The organism is Flammeovirga kamogawensis (genome assembly GCF_018736065.1).
GTDB classification, from domain to species: Bacteria; Bacteroidota; Bacteroidia; order Cytophagales; family Flammeovirgaceae; genus Flammeovirga; species Flammeovirga kamogawensis.
Genome location: NZ_CP076128.1, coordinates 4212752 through 4227782 on the forward strand (window position 1 = coordinate 4212752; position 15031 = coordinate 4227782).

Genomic DNA, 15031 nt, shown 5'->3' on the forward strand with positions numbered 1-15031 from the left:
ATAGAATGAAATTTGAATATTTATTCTCCGATTGTGATGGAGTAATTATAGATAGTGAGATTATTGCGGCTAGAGTAATGGTGAAATATATACAATCTTACAATGTACCTATCACCTTAGATGAGTACTTGGTGAAATTCTCTGGGCAAACTTTTTCAGGTATAATGACAGGCTTATCAAAAAAATATAACTTAGATTTACCTAATGATTATGTAAACAAAATCACATCATTATATAAAAAAGCAGCTGTACAAGAAGAAAAAGCTATTGAAGGAACAAAAGCTGCTTATGAACAAATTGATTTGCCAAAAGCAATAATTTCTAACAGTTATAAAGAACAAATAAACCATGCTGTAGATTTTACAGGAATGAGAGATTTGTTTAATGATAGGGTGTTCTCTGGTGTGGAAGATGTTTCGAATCCAAAACCTGCTCCAGATATATATTTGCATACTGCAAAAATGCTTGAAGTGTTACCATCTAAGGTAATTGTAATTGAAGATAGTGCGAGTGGAGCAAAGTCTGCAGTTGCAGCAGGAATGTATGTTATTGGTTTTACGGGAGCATCGCACATAAAAAAAGGGCACGAACATACTTTAAAAGAAATTGGTGTAAAACACGTAATTCAAAGTATGTCAGAACTCCCTTTATTAATCAAAAAGATTAATGGTTGAGGAAAAAGATTAATATGCATGAGCCTTTTTTGTGATATGATTTAAATGTCTAATATCATTGGCTTGAACAATTCTAAATCGATTATTCTGATAAATAATATGATATAAGGCAAGGTTAGAATGTTCATACTGGTTCATCTTACTTAAAGGTTCATCCATAAGTGTAGAGATTAAAATTTTCATTGCTCTACCGTGTGTACAAATCAAAATGTTTTTTTCATCAGGTTGTTGAAGAATTATTTCGAATGCTTCTTTTTGACGTTTTACAACTTCATGAGGAGATTCTGCTCCTTCTAATTTGTAATCATAATTTCCATTATTCCATTCAGATAACAGTTTAATGTAATTTATCTCATCTTGCTCAGTCAATTCTCTACCTTCTTTTTCTCCCCAACTGATTTCATTTAAGCCATGATGGGTGTCAAATGGAATTCCTGTGGCAACAAAAGGCTGAACCGTTTGATGAGTACGTTTTAATTTAGAAGTATAAATCTTATCAAAGGCAATATGATTATATTTAGAGAAAAAAGCATTTGCTTGTAGTTTACCCAAACCATTTAGGTTGGAGTCTATACTACTACCTTGGACGTATCCTTTTTTATTAAAATCAGTTTCTCCATGTCTGATTATGTAAATGTGTTTTGCGTTCATAATTTTTTAATAATAAAATCATTTTTTTAATGATTTAGTGGTGAAACATAAATGAATATTGTCGGCAATAATTATAATTGCCTAATTAACACTACGTAATAGTAAGTGCTTTAGTATATAAAACAAATAAGAAGAATGTATGTTTAACAGTAAAATTACAATAAAATCTTTAAATGACCTCAGGGATAACATGTTAGGACATTTAGATATTGAATTTATTCGTGTAGAAGATGGATTAATTGCAGCAACAATGCCTGTCGATCATAGGACAAAACAACCAATGGGATTGTTACATGGAGGTGCATCTATGGTGTTAGCAGAAACTTTAGGTAGTGTAGGGGCACTAACGCATGCAATTGATAAAGAAACTGTACCTGTAGGACAAGAAATCAATGCTAATCATATCAAAAGTGCTAGAAAAGGTATTGTAACAGGTTTTGCGAAACCTATTCATATTGGAAAAAAATCTCATGTGTGGGAGATGAAAATTTATGATGAAGATGAAGAGTTGTTATGTATTTCTAGAATGACAATTGCTTTAATAAGAAAGAAATAAAAAAACATTTTTCTGACAGGTGTAATATTTTTGTTAAAAAAGTTGAAGCTGAATTGAACTTTAGTAGGTTTGTGTATATAATTTGACTTCTAATTAAGAGATTAATAGTAAAAAAGTAAGAATGGATTTTTTAAAAAGTACTCGTTTCTGGGTTATCACGTTACTAGGGTTTATATCAATTGGTATAATAAGTATAATGACTGGTGTTTATTCTGAAGTGAAAATTGATCAAAAAGAATCAGATGGCTGGGAATTAGTAGGGATAGAATATGAAGGGAAAGCTGATTCACAAGTATTTATTAATTTATATGATTCTATTTCAAAAGAAATAGAAAGAGATAAACTATCTGGTAATTTAGCAGTTCTTTTTTTTCAAAATCCCAATACTGATAAACCAATCAAAGCTATTGTTGGAGCACTTTCTACGAATAAAGTAGCAAGTCAACAAAATGGATATAAAGTGTATAAACAGGGACCATATTTAGAAGTATATTCTGAAATAAAAATGGGTGAACTTTTTACGCCTAATCCAGAAAATGTAATTAATCAGATTAATGACTTGATTGAAATGTCTTTTGGATCTGTACCTAATAAATATTTAGAATATTACCCTTCAAAATCTACAGTAATCCAATCTGCAATTGTAGAGTAACCACAAATTAAGGAGGCAGATTATTAAAATTAAATTTCACCAACTCTTCTATTGTGAAAGGAAAAATATATTCAAACCGATATAGCTTAAAGATTATTGTAATCTTAATGGGGTTAGTAATAGGTATCACTTCTTTAATTTATACTGAACTTCTTGTTGATGAATTAAGACAAAGAGAATATGATCAAATAGATTTCTTTGCTAAAGTTCAGGCAAAATTAGCCACAATGGGTACAGAAGATAATGCAGATGTTACTTTTCTTTTGATGGAAGTAATTAAAGGAAATGATTTAATTCCTGTTGTACTTACTGATGACATGGGAGAGCCTATCAGTTCTAAAAATATTGAGATACCTTCAGATCTTAATTTTGCTCAGCGAATGGACTATCTTAAAAAGGAAGTTCAAGAGATGAAAAAGAATTATGCACCAATAAAAATTGATTTTACAGATGGGGAAGAGCAATATATTTACTATGCAGATTCTAAGTTGGTACGTAATTTACGTTTTGCTCCAATGATTCAATTGTCTGTTTTAGCAATATTAGCCTTAGCTGCCTACCTGGTTTTTTCTACATCAAGAAGAGCTGAGCAAAACCAAGTATGGGCAGGGTTAGCCAAAGAAACTGCACATCAATTAGGAACACCAATATCTTCATTAGTTGCATGGATTGAATATTTTAAAACAGATGAAGATTTTGATCAATCTATAATAGAAGAATTACAGAAAGATATTACTAGGTTAGAAATGATAACAGCTAGGTTTTCTAATATCGGTTCTGAACCTGTATTAAAACCAGCAAATTTAGAATCTTCTGTTCGTGGTGCAGTAGAATATATGTCTAAACGTATCTCTACAAAAGTGAGTATGAACGTACATTATAACTTAGAGGGACAAGCAGATATTAATATTAGTCTACCTTTATTTGAATGGGTTGTAGAAAACTTATGTAGAAATGCAGTAGATGCAATGAATGGTGTTGGTAGATTAGATATTACTATGGAACTAACTCAGCACAAGACTTCTGTTACTATAGATGTGAAAGATACAGGCAAAGGAATACCTAAGAATAAACTTACTACAGTGTTTAACCCTGGGTATACTACAAAGAAAAGAGGTTGGGGTTTAGGTCTAACTTTAGTAAAAAGAATTGTAGAAGATTACCATAAAGGAAAAATAATAGTTTTAGAATCTACTCCTGGAGAAGGAACAACATTTAGAATAACGATGCCAATTATTGTGTAATAAATCAATTGATTTTGTCGTGTAAATAATCTTAATAAAGTTGTGTTTTTAACTGTTTTTGATGACATTTGTACATGGGTCGGTAACATTTGGATTTTTCAACGTGAACTCATATAAGGTGTACTGATTTTTGAAGAGCAGGCCTCAACTTTATTTCGATAAAGTCATTCTTTGGAATGTTAACAGTGGAAGGTCGACATATGATCAGGAAACCTAAACCTGTTATAAATGGAGAAATTCCAACCGACCCTTTTTTATTTTAAAGCGATGCATTGCATGGCTTTTTTTATTGTTCTCACTACAATTGATTAGAAATTAACAAACAACTGATCTCATATTATTAGTTTTTTTTGAGATCAATTACAAATAAAGTGGAACAGTAACATCATTTGTTTATTTTTGCGTCCGTGAAACCAAAGTACTTAACAGAAGAAGCTATTGATGCATTCATTAAGAGTGCATTAAAAGAAGATATCGGAGATGGCGATCATTCCACGCTCTCTGCTGTGCCTAAAGATGCAGTAGAATCTGCAAAAATGATTTTTAAAGATCAAGGAGTTATTGCAGGTATAGAAATGGCAAAACGCATTTTCTTAACTTTAGATCCTGATATGGAAATTAAATGTTTTGCTAATGAGGGCGATAGTCTAAATTATGGAGACATTGTAATGACTATTAAAGGTAATGCTCAAGCTATTTTAATGGCAGAACGCCTTGCTTTAAATTGTGCACAACGTATGAGTGGAATTGCATCTCATACTCACCGTGTAGTAAACCTTATTAAAAACTCAAAGACTAAGATTTTAGATACTCGTAAAACTACACCAAATTTCAGATTAATGGAGAAATGGGCAGTTTTCTTGGGTGGAGGAAGAAATCATAGATTTGGTTTGTATGACATGGTTATGCTAAAAGATAATCATATAGATTATGCTGGAGGAATTGAAAAAGCTGTAAGCGATACGAAACAATATCTATCAGAAAATAATAAATCACTTCGTATTGAGGTAGAAACAAGAAACCTTGATGAAGTGAAACAAGCATTAGCTGCAAAAGTAGATGTTATCATGTTAGATAATATGGATATTGCAACAATGAAAGAAGCTGTTCGTATTGTTGGAGGACAATGTGAAACTGAAGCATCTGGAGGAATAACAGAAAGTAATGTTGCTGAAGTAGCAGAAACAGGAGTTGATTTTATTTCTTTAGGAGCCTTAACTCATTCTAGTCTAAGTAAAGATATCAGCTTAAAGGCTGTATAAATTGTATTATTAAGATGACAATCAAGACAAAAAAATATCAATTAGAATCGAACCAATATGTAAAATTAGGTTTGATTGGGGTAATGAAAGAATTATGGTGGTTCTGGTTTATACCAGCTGCAATTATAATTATACCGTCATTAATATGGCCAAGTTCACTTTGGTGGATGGTAGGTGTAGGTGTATTATTATCTGTACTTTACATTTTATTTTGGTGGGCACAATTTATGGGAGCAACACAAATGGAACAAAGTAAAATGTTCTTTGAGAGACTTTCATATGAAATAGATAGCAGATTCATCATGATGAAACGTAATGCTAAAGAAGGTATGCCTGTAAAATGGGAGATGGTTAAAAGTGCAAAAATGACAGATGATGCATTTGTTTTAATGTTAGGTAATGATAATGTTGAAGCAAATAAAATTCAAAAGTTTTTTGCTCAGAAGTTAGGTATGCCTTTATACTTACCTTATTCTATCTTCACTACAGAAGTACAAAAAGGATTTATGATAAAACTACTTCAACGTAAAGGTCTTATAGAAGTTCCTGAAACGACAAAAGAAGCATAGTTTTAAAACTATTCTATAAACCTCTTAAGAAGCATCTTGAGAGGTTTTTTTTGTTTTTAACCATTCAAAATATTTAAATAATGCTCTGTTATGGTCTGCTTCTAAATAAATAATAGACTCTTTAGGTAATTGAAGAATAAAATTATCTAAATCTTTTTTTAAGATAACAGCATCATACTTGCCTAGAAAAAGAAGTAATTTACTTTCAGTTTTTTTTACTTTATTTATTAAATCAGTTTTAGAAAAGTTAGCCACTGAAATTGAAATCCATGTTTCTGCAATTCTAGAAGAATACAAGTTGTTAGTTAGATTCTGCTTAATAAACCGCTCTTGCTTTACAGAAATTATATTTAAAAACTTTGCAACTGATATTAATTTACTGACCTTTACGGCGTTGGTCATTATTAATTTAAATACTGGTTGTATTAGTTTTGCAGTTGCAATTGGAAAAATAACATTATCTCCTATGCCATCTGGTGCAATTAAGTGGAGCTCTTTACATTTTGTTGGAAAGCGTAGGTAAAGGAAGCATGCTATTCTTGCTCCAATAGAATACCCACAAATAGACCAATTTTTTATTTTTTTTTCAGAAGTTAGCTTTTCTATAAAAGTAATAATTTCTGTAAAATAAATTTGAGAGTCTAAATTATCTAATTTGTTTTGAAAAGGATGGTGAGGTAGGTTGATAGTCAGGATTATAGTATTCTTTAGAATATTTGGTAGAGTAGAAAACACCTTATAAGTCTGTCCATAACCATGGATACAAATAAGTAAGTCTTTCCCTTCACCAAAGACATTAAAAATATCGTATTTTGTATCTAAATCCTTCAACTAGTAAAACAATTATATTATAAAGCTTGTTAAAGATATAATATTTTAGTTGCAGAAAAAACATGAGTAATTATTCAATAAAAGACTTAGAACACCTAACTGGTGTGAAAGCACATACAATTCGTATTTGGGAACAGAGATACGAAATAATAACCCCTAAAAGGTCTGATACTAATATTAGGTATTATACTGATGATGATTTAAAACACATGATAAATGTGTCACTACTTAATAACAATGGATTTAAAATCTCTAAAATTGCAAAATTTACAGCAGAAGAGATTAACCAAGAAGTTTATAAAGTACTTGATGTAAATGATAATTATCAGGATCAGATTAGCGCTCTAACGATGTGCATGCTAGAATTTGATGAAGCACATTTTGAGAAAATAATATCGTCAAATATATTAAAGAAAGGTTTTGAAAGTACAATGGTAAATATCATTTTACCGTTCATGATGCGAATTGGTGTATTGTGGTTAACAGGTGCCGTTTCTCCAGCACAAGAACATTTTATTTCTAATTTGATACGACAGAAATTAATTGTGGCAATAGATGCTCAAATAACTTCTAGTGTACCAGATAAACCTTCTTTTATGTTGTTTTTACCTGAAGGTGAATTACATGAGATATCTTTATTATTTGCCTCTTATGTTATTAGAGCTCGTGGATTCAAGGTTATCTATTTGGGACAATCATTACCACTTCATGAAGTAAAAGATGTTTATAAAGGATGTAAATCAGAGTATTTACTAACTGTAATGACATCACTTACACAAATAAATGATGTACAAAAATACCTAGATCAAATTAGCTCATCGTTCCCAGAATCTAAAATATTAATTACAGGTAGACAGGTAGTTGGTAATGATTTTAAGCTAGGAGAAAATATGGAAGTGCTTGTAAGTATGCCCTATTTCTTAAGTTTAATGGATAGTATTGTAGCAGAGACAGCTACTGTTTAATAGTTATACTAGATGCTGTACAAATTCCTCCAATTGGGGGATTAAACTTTTTGATTGTAACAGAAACCTCATTTGTAGAATTTTCCCACTTTTTATAAATATCATCAACAATATTTTGCCCGATATGCTCTAATAATTTTGTGGAAATTGCCATTCGTTGTTTCACAATTTCATACAATTCCATATAATTTATAGTGCCTTCAAGGTCATCTGTTAATGCTGCTTTTTCAAAGTTTGTTGCTACAATAAGATCAACACCATATTTATTTCCAATTTTTTGTTCTTCTTCAAAATAGCCATGGTAGGCAAAAAACTCCATGCCCTCTAATGCAATCGTATGTTTCATTAATCAAATATTTAATTCTTCGAAAAAGTTAGAAGTTACGGAATCATTTGTTGGCGTTTCTTGGTTTAACCTGTCAACTTTTTCCCTTTGTATTTTTAAAGCAGTTTGATCACTGTGAGCAACATCTTTTATAGCTTTTAATCTTCTTGCTTCTGATAAAGTTTTTTCAGCCATTTCACTTAAAGCATTTAATAACTTATCCGAATAGCTATCAATGGCATTGTAATCTCTTTTAATAAGAGAAGTATCTTTTCTTAATTTATTCATTTCAGCTTGGTAGCGTAAATGAACTTCTTCCATTGCTTTTTGTGCTTTTGATTCTGCTTCTTGAATAATAAAATTAGCTTTCATTTTTGCTGATTCGATCATTGCATCAGATTGTATTTGTACATCTTTTAATGCAACTCTTTTAGCTTTCTCAGCACTATTAATACTGTCAATCATTTTAGTTTCTAAACGCTCAAACTGATTAACCCTTTGTCTTTGTTCTGAAAGTTGTTCTAATAATAAAGTATTTTGATCTCTTAAAGCAGAAATTTCTTGTGCTACAGTATGTAAAAGTCTAGTCACATCTTTTGTGTCGTAACCACCAAAAATTTTCTTTTTGATATTACTATTAATGATATCATTTGGTTCGATACTCATAGTTTAATTGTTATTTGTGTTTAATTGTTATCTGTAAGTTAACTTTCATTATGACATTTCTCCAAATTTTTCTCAATATCTTCCCAATATGAGGTTTCACTTTCTGGAACTGAAATAGGTTCTTCTCCTGTTTGTACTCTCCAATAATTAGAATTGTACAAGCATTTTTTTTGATACTCAGAAAGTTGATTGTACTTCGCATAATTTTTAGCTGTATTCTTGTCAGCTAATAACTTCTCATATATTTGTCTACTGTTCATATAAATCCTTTATTCTTTAAACTTATTTCTTCAAACCCAACTTCATAAATTCCTTCTTCAATCCAAAAACCTTTAGCTTCTGTTTGATTAATAAATTTATAGATAACAATCCCATTAAATAAATTGTCAAGATCTTTATACGTAAAATTAATACATAATAAGTCTTCAAAAAGAAAACCATTTCCTTTTTGTGTCTGATTACCAATACCCATTTCCCAAGTACATGTGTATTTATTATCTATGAGGTGTTCTATTTTAAGGCTTCCAGTATACGAACTATCAGTTCCCCAAGAATTATGACCATTAAAAGAATAATACCCTTGAACAGTTTCTACTATTATAGAATCATTATCTTGTTTAATATGTTGTGTAGCATGCATATCTAAATACCCTTGCTGTAACAATATAAACCGAGCTTTGATGTTGGCTATTGAGGTGTCTCCATCCCAAAAATCAATATTTTTGTTGTTTGTAGAAGTGAAAAAGTTAATAAACCATTTTAATAAATTCATTAGTTATCCTCTCCAATATTGTAAGTGAATCCAAGAAATAAACTTAATGTATTTTCATTTATACTCATTGTATTATTTCTATATCCTTGTAAAACTAAACGATCTTGTGCAGAAAATTCGATAGGGTCGTCAAAATTGGCAATTTGTGGTAAATTATCTTTATAAGATATAGAGTATTGAAGTCCTGCAATGATATCAGTTTTCAAAACTCTAAACTGAGCACCAGCTGTAACGTGGTATTGGTCTAAAGAAAATATTGTAATTTCTGAAGGATACAGATTATCACTTCCTCCATCATATTCATCATAAGTAAAGTCTGTTCTAAAACCACTAATAATTTCCACATTTTTACTTACTCGGTTTCTCCATCCAATAGCTACATTAGTTACCTGATCTTTACTTGTCGTATTATCTAACCAGTTTTCAGTCCTAATTCCAATTAAATTGTTTGTAACTACCGGTCCTGGAGGTTGATCTTTTATCTGATTGTATTTTGCAACAGCTGCAAAATATTCTGCTGTAAAATAGAACGAGGATTTTTCTCTATAATATGTTCCTCCGATAGCTATAGAAAGGGGTTCTTTAAAATTGGTTTCAAGTTCATCTTGAAATTCAGTCACCAACATATTAGGTAAAGGTGTTGTACTATTTACACTAACATTGTTAACAGCAACTTCTCTATATACTTCAGATTCTCCAGCATAGGCCATTGAAGGAGTGGTAATAGCAAGACCTAAATCTACATTTTTTAGAGAATATTTAAGTCCAAGTTTTAAAATAATTCTAGATGTATACCCTTTAATACTTTGTGTATTTTTGAAATTTGCAACATAGAAATCTTCATTATCAATTTGCTTTCTTTCATTAAGATTATAGGCATTTGCTTCTATATCATAGATGTAATTCATTGATACATAAGAGTGAAAAGCACTTATCCCTAAACTGAATTTATCAGACATTTTTTTAGCAATACTAGCTCCTAACCAATAATCTTCATAGTCTAATCGATAATAAAAATCGCCAATATATTCTTCATTTCCTGGAGTAGCACTTAAAATATCTAATTGGTGGGTAGTTCTAGATCTTAATTCAGTAGTAGCATTATCTCGAGTAAAACTTGCCAATTCAATACTAGTTTTATCCCAATTTTTTGGTCTTAGTAGAAAAGCAACAAACCTTGGTTGTACTTTAAAGTTCCAATCACTATAACTATTACCACTTCCAAGAGCATCACTATAATTATAAATATAAGTACTAAATATATTTGCAGTAATAGAGAATTTTTGATAATCAATATCAGCTACTTGTGCAGGGTTATAAAAAATAGCGGCAATTCCACTACCTCCTCCTACAACAGCTCCAGATAGCAAACTTGCATCAGTATTAAAGCTGTTACTCCAATATCTACCAGTTTGTGAAAATGAGGGTATTTGATGAAGGAAAAAAAGAACTAAAAAAAAATATTTATAGTTTGATCTAGACATAATTTATAAGAAGAGAATAAACAAAAAATACAATAATTTGATTTCGGAATAAATAGATATAAGTCTTTGAGAGTAATTTTTTTATTAAATAAAGAGCTTCTAAAAAAATAAGTAATAAAAATAAGAATTATCTATTGCAAAAATTATTTTTTTACTCAAAAAGGTTCATTAATTTAATATTAGTTTAAAGTAAACTAGTCGTAAGATTAAATTACGAACTAATTATTATCAATCCTTCAATCAATTATAATGAATAAAACAAAGGCTATTGGTTTCCCATTGCTGATGTTACTCTCTTTTATATCAACTATTACCTTTGCACAAAAAGAGGTAGAAGAAGTTAAAAAAGATAGAAAGCAGAATCAGTATATTCTACTCGGGTCAAATTTTGTTGCTAACGTAAAATCTAGAGATGCGGCATTTTCACCATTAACCTATTCTGGTGTAGGAATAGGTGCTTCAGGTGGGTACCTTAATACTAGTGATCATTTTGAATTTCTTATAGATGGAGGTTTTAATTTTGGATTAATGTATACAGATCTTTCAGGGAGTACAGATACTGGAGGAAATATCTATTATACAATACCTGTACATACACATGCATTGTGGAAAATCAATCCAGTATTTAGAGGGACAAAAGGAGCTTCTTTAAAGTTAGGTGGAGCAATTGATTTTTTAGGAAATTATAGGGGTAATTTCTCTTACACGAACTCAGCTTTAAATTTTGAATACATTACTGGTTTTGGATTGGGTGGACAGTTAGAATGGGATGTAAGTATTGGTAAAACTGGTAAATTCTTCAGAAAAAGAGATCGTGATCTTACTTTTTTATGGTCAATATCTTTGCCTTTAATGGGGAGTTATATGCGACCGAGTTATAATACAATTAGTGATTTTACAACTGGAGCTAATTTCTTATCTGGAGGAGGGCAGCAAGAGTTTGCTTTTATTGGAAAGCTAGTTCAATTTCAATCTCGTTTAGAAATGTATTACAAACTGCATAATCTTAATGCATTTAGATTACAATATGAATGGAAATATTATGCTGTTAACGAGGGAAGTAGTGGGACATCTAAAGGAGCGTACCATCGTTTAGGTTTAGCATTTATGTTTAACGTAACAGGAAATAAGAAATAAGATGAGAAATATAAAAGAGCTATTCTGTAAGGCATTTTCAATCGTCTTACTACTCACATTATTAAGTTGTGAGAAAATGTTTATTGAGGCTGACCCAACATCATCAAATACAGAGACATTTGAATATTTATGGCAAAAAGTCCGTGATCAATATTCATATTTAGAATTAAAAAATATTGATTGGGATAGTGTTTACTCTGTATATAGGGTGAAAGTTACAGATGATATGCCTCAAGAGGTATTTTTTCAAAGTATGTTTAATATGTTAGAAACATTAGAAGATGGACATGTAAACTTATACTCTCCATTTAATGTATCTAGATATCCAGAATTAGCAGTGCCTGATTCTAATTATAGTACTAGAATTATTAGAACTACTTATTTAAGTGATTATTATACGATTACAGGACCTTTACAACATGATTTTATACACGCTATAGACCCTTCTGATGGTGAAAAAAAACCATTAGTTCAGGTAGAAAATGGCGTAGCCAAAGGAATAGCTTACGTAAGGTACAGTAGCTTCTCTTCTATGATTTCTAGTTATGATATTGATTATGTTATTTCAAGATATGGTAAAACTACTTATGGAATGGTAATCGATGTACGAAGTAATGGAGGGGGATCTCCTCTAAATATCTTTAAGATGTGTGAAAGGTTTATTCCTGCTGATTCAGGAGAGGTTACTTTATATTATAGTAGAAATAAAACAGGTCCTGGAGCAGATGATTTTGATGACTGGATACCTGCTAATATTTCACCAAGTGGTTTGTATTATCCCGGTAAAATAGTAATTCTAACAGATAGAGGTTGCTATAGTGCTACATCATATTTTGCTACAGCTATGAAGTCAGTTCAGAAACTAAGAGATGTGAAAATAATTGGAGTGCCTACCGGCGGTGGTTTGGGAGCTCCGAGAGGTGGACAATTACCAAATGGATGGTATTATAGAATGTCGGTTACTCAAACTAGATCTATTGATGGTGATTTAGATTATGAGTTGGGCGTTCCTCCAGATATACTTATTACACAGCAACCTTCTGATACAGAGATGGATAAAGATACTCAATTAGAGAAAGCAATAGTAGAGATATTTAATGGTAATTGGTAAACATGAAAAATATCATTTTTTTTGAAACTTATTTAAATAGTATCCGTTAATTATTACTGCGAATAATACTAAATAAAAGCTGTCTAACCGACAGGACGATTAATCCAATCACTCAGGAATGCAATATACTTTTACAGTATATTGCATTTTTTTGTACCAGATATTTTAAAAGCAAAAAGACTACTACAATTAATTGTAGTAGTCTTTTTTATATATGTAAACTAATTCGTTAGAATTAGATTAAAATTCTAACAGGATCCTCTAAAAGACCTTTTAGAGTGTGTAAGAATGCAGCACCAATTGCACCATCTACAGATCTGTGGTCACAAGTAAGTGTAATTTTCATTACATTACCAGGAACAATTTGACCGTTTTTCACAACAGGAACTTGCTTAATACCACCTACAGCTAAAATACAAGAAGCAGGAGCATTTAGAATTGACGTGAATTGCTCAATACCAAACATACCTAAGTTTGAAATGGTAAAAGTTGCACCAGTCATTTCATCTAAAGATAATTTCTTATCTTTTGCTTTTCCAGCCATCTCTTTAACAGCTCCAGAAATTTGAGATAAAGATAACATATCTGTATGTCTAATTACTGGTACTACTAAACCGTCAGGAATAGCAACAGCTACACCAACATTAACATGGTTTGCTACTTTAATAACATCACCTTCAACTAAAGAGTTAACCATTGGATGTTTCTTTAAAGAAGCAGCAACAGCTTTAACAACCATATCGTTGAATGAAATCTTAACATCTGCAACCTCGTTCATAGACTTTCTTGCTGCCATAGCATTGTCCATGTCGATATCCATTGTTAAATAGAAGTGAGGAGCACCAAACTGGCTAGAGTTAAGGTTTCTAGTGATCGCCTTACGCATATTGTTCATAGGCTGATCATCAAAGCTTTCAACACCAGCAGGAGCAGCAGCTACAGGAGCAGCAGCAGGAGCTGTTGTTGGAGCAGGAACGTATGCTTCAACATCACGCTTAATTACTCTTCCGTGATCACCAGACCCAGGAATCATAGCAATATTAAAACCTTTGTCTTCAGCCATTTTCTTAGCTAATGGAGAAGCAAATACTCTTTTTCCATCATGCTCTGGAGCAGGAGCCGCATCTCTTGATTGAGCTACAGCAGGTGCAGAAGTTTTCTTAGCAACTGGAGCAGGAGCGGCGGCTTTGGGTGCAGGAGCAGACTCAGCAACTGGTGCTGGAGCAGCTTCAGCAGTAGGAGCAGCAGATTTTGCAGCTTCAGCTTTTAATAAAGTTTCGTAATCAGCGCCTTCTTCACCAATAATGGCAATAACACCATCTACAGGAACAGAACCACCATCTTCAACAGCAACGTATAGAAGTTTACCTTCATCGTAAGATTCTAATTCCATTGTAGCTTTGTCCGTTTGAACTTCAGCTAAAATATCACCAGCATTTACTTCGTCACCAACTTTCATCAACCAAGATGAAATAGTACCATCAGTCATTGTATCTGACATTTTTGGCATTTTAACTACAGTTGCATTGATACCAGAAGTATCTATTGCTTCTGCAGCAGGTGCTGGAGCAGCAGCAGGAGCTTCCGGAGCGGCAGTTGCCGCAGGAGCTTCTGCAGGAGCAGCAGCAGTATCTCCAGAAAGAAGTGATTGGTAATCTTCACCTTCTTCTCCAACTATTGCAATAATTCCATCGATAGCAACAGCTTCTTTCTCTTGAACTGCGATGTACAATAAAGTACCATCTTCATAGTTCTCAAGTTCCATTGTTGCTTTATCTGTTTCAACCTCAGCGATCACATCTCCAGATGCTATTTGATCACCTACTTTTACTAGCCAAGATGCGATAACGCCTTCTGTCATCGTATCAGACATCTTAGGCATTCTGATTATTTCCGCCATAATCTAATTGTAAGACTTTATTTTAATTGCCTCTATTATTTTTCGTTTTCAAGCCAAAAATAAGGAGATTATTTGATTTTCGGGAAATTATTCTCATTTAGTATTAAATATAAATTTAGTAAATGCCCATAAAGGCTCATTTTTTCTTAAAATCAGTAGTGCTAGACCATTTTTTTTTCTTAATTTAGATTAGAAGCAATTTGAAAAAACTCTTTTCATTTCAAGTTGTTTC

General features: G+C 31.7%; 17 protein-coding genes. 9 read left to right on the plus strand and 8 right to left on the minus strand.

Annotation, left to right across the window (positions count from 1 at the left end):
• The first annotated feature begins 5 nt into the window (after positions 1-5).
• Positions 6-674 carry an HAD family hydrolase gene (locus KM029_RS17100; RefSeq protein ID WP_144074399.1) on the plus strand — a complete coding sequence of 223 codons (669 nt, stop codon included), beginning with the start codon at positions 6-8 and terminating at the stop codon, positions 672-674.
• A 9-nt stretch (positions 675-683) separates the two neighbouring features.
• Here the strand turns inward: KM029_RS17100 and KM029_RS17105 are convergent, their stop codons facing one another.
• Positions 684-1325, minus strand: a complete 642-nt coding sequence (locus KM029_RS17105) for a histidine phosphatase family protein (protein ID WP_144074400.1) — start codon at positions 1323-1325, stop codon at positions 684-686.
• Positions 1326-1464: 139 nt separating this feature from the next.
• Here KM029_RS17105 and KM029_RS17110 point away from each other — a divergent pair, with 139 nt between their 5' ends.
• From KM029_RS17110 to KM029_RS17130, 5 genes are all read left to right on the plus strand, one after another.
• Positions 1465-1881, plus strand: coding sequence for a hotdog fold thioesterase (locus tag KM029_RS17110; protein ID WP_144074401.1), 417 nt, complete (start codon positions 1465-1467; stop codon positions 1879-1881).
• 121 nt (positions 1882-2002) lie between these two features.
• Positions 2003-2533: a hypothetical protein gene (locus KM029_RS17115; RefSeq protein WP_144074402.1), complete on the plus strand. Its 531-nt coding sequence runs from the start codon at positions 2003-2005 to the stop codon at positions 2531-2533.
• 53 nt (positions 2534-2586) lie between these two features.
• Positions 2587-3777 (plus strand): sensor histidine kinase, encoded by a 1191-nt coding sequence (locus tag KM029_RS17120; protein ID WP_240050314.1) that lies wholly within the window; start codon positions 2587-2589, stop codon positions 3775-3777.
• A gap of 407 nt (positions 3778-4184) precedes the next feature.
• Entirely contained in the window at positions 4185-5039 is an 855-nt protein-coding gene (nadC, locus tag KM029_RS17125; protein WP_144074403.1) for a carboxylating nicotinate-nucleotide diphosphorylase, read from the plus strand.
• A 14-nt stretch (positions 5040-5053) separates the two neighbouring features.
• Positions 5054-5608, plus strand: a complete 555-nt coding sequence (locus KM029_RS17130) for a hypothetical protein (protein WP_144074404.1) — start codon at positions 5054-5056, stop codon at positions 5606-5608.
• Between the two features lie 24 nt (positions 5609-5632).
• Here KM029_RS17130 and KM029_RS17135 read toward each other — a convergent pair whose 3' ends face one another.
• Positions 5633-6439 carry an alpha/beta fold hydrolase gene (locus KM029_RS17135; protein ID WP_144074405.1) on the minus strand — a complete coding sequence of 269 codons (807 nt, stop codon included), beginning with the start codon at positions 6437-6439 and terminating at the stop codon, positions 5633-5635.
• A 62-nt stretch (positions 6440-6501) separates the two neighbouring features.
• Between KM029_RS17135 and KM029_RS17140 the strand changes: the two genes are divergently transcribed.
• Positions 6502-7404, plus strand: a complete 903-nt coding sequence (locus tag KM029_RS17140) for a MerR family transcriptional regulator (RefSeq protein WP_144074406.1) — start codon at positions 6502-6504, stop codon at positions 7402-7404.
• Here KM029_RS17140 and folB read toward each other — a convergent pair.
• Genes folB through KM029_RS17165 form a run of 5 tightly spaced genes read right to left on the minus strand, consistent with a single transcriptional unit; the run spans position 7394 to position 10651 of the window.
• Complete coding sequence (folB, locus tag KM029_RS17145) at positions 7394-7750, minus strand: dihydroneopterin aldolase (protein ID WP_144074407.1); 357 nt, start codon at positions 7748-7750, stop codon at positions 7394-7396. The two genes, KM029_RS17140 and folB, sit on opposite strands and share 11 nt — an antisense overlap.
• A 3-nt stretch (positions 7751-7753) precedes the next feature.
• Positions 7754-8395, minus strand: coding sequence for a DivIVA domain-containing protein (locus KM029_RS17150; RefSeq protein ID WP_144074408.1), 642 nt, complete (start codon positions 8393-8395; stop codon positions 7754-7756).
• Positions 8396-8433: 38 nt separating this feature from the next.
• Positions 8434-8655 carry a hypothetical protein gene (locus KM029_RS17155; protein ID WP_144074409.1) on the minus strand — a complete coding sequence of 74 codons (222 nt, stop codon included), beginning with the start codon at positions 8653-8655 and terminating at the stop codon, positions 8434-8436.
• A complete protein-coding gene (locus tag KM029_RS17160; protein WP_144074410.1) occupies positions 8652-9167 on the minus strand; it encodes a hypothetical protein in 516 nt (171 codons plus the stop codon). The genes KM029_RS17155 and KM029_RS17160 overlap by 4 nt, the downstream gene beginning before the upstream one ends.
• On the minus strand, positions 9167-10651 hold the full coding sequence (locus KM029_RS17165) for a hypothetical protein (protein WP_144074411.1): 1485 nt from the start codon (positions 10649-10651) through the stop codon (positions 9167-9169). Before KM029_RS17165 ends, KM029_RS17160 begins: the two co-directional genes overlap by 1 nt.
• A gap of 249 nt (positions 10652-10900) precedes the next feature.
• Between KM029_RS17165 and KM029_RS17170 the strand changes: the two genes are divergently transcribed.
• A complete protein-coding gene (locus tag KM029_RS17170; protein ID WP_144074412.1) occupies positions 10901-11788 on the plus strand; it encodes a hypothetical protein in 888 nt (295 codons plus the stop codon).
• 1 nt (position 11789) lies between these two features.
• The gene (locus KM029_RS17175; RefSeq protein ID WP_144074413.1) at positions 11790-12899 is read left to right on the plus strand and encodes a S41 family peptidase; all 1110 of its coding nucleotides are present in this window, start codon (positions 11790-11792) and stop codon (positions 12897-12899) included.
• A gap of 235 nt (positions 12900-13134) precedes the next feature.
• Here the strand turns inward: KM029_RS17175 and KM029_RS17180 are convergent, their stop codons facing one another.
• Positions 13135-14799, minus strand: coding sequence for a 2-oxo acid dehydrogenase subunit E2 (locus KM029_RS17180; RefSeq protein ID WP_144074414.1), 1665 nt, complete (start codon positions 14797-14799; stop codon positions 13135-13137).
• Between the last annotated feature and the right edge of the window lie 232 nt (positions 14800-15031).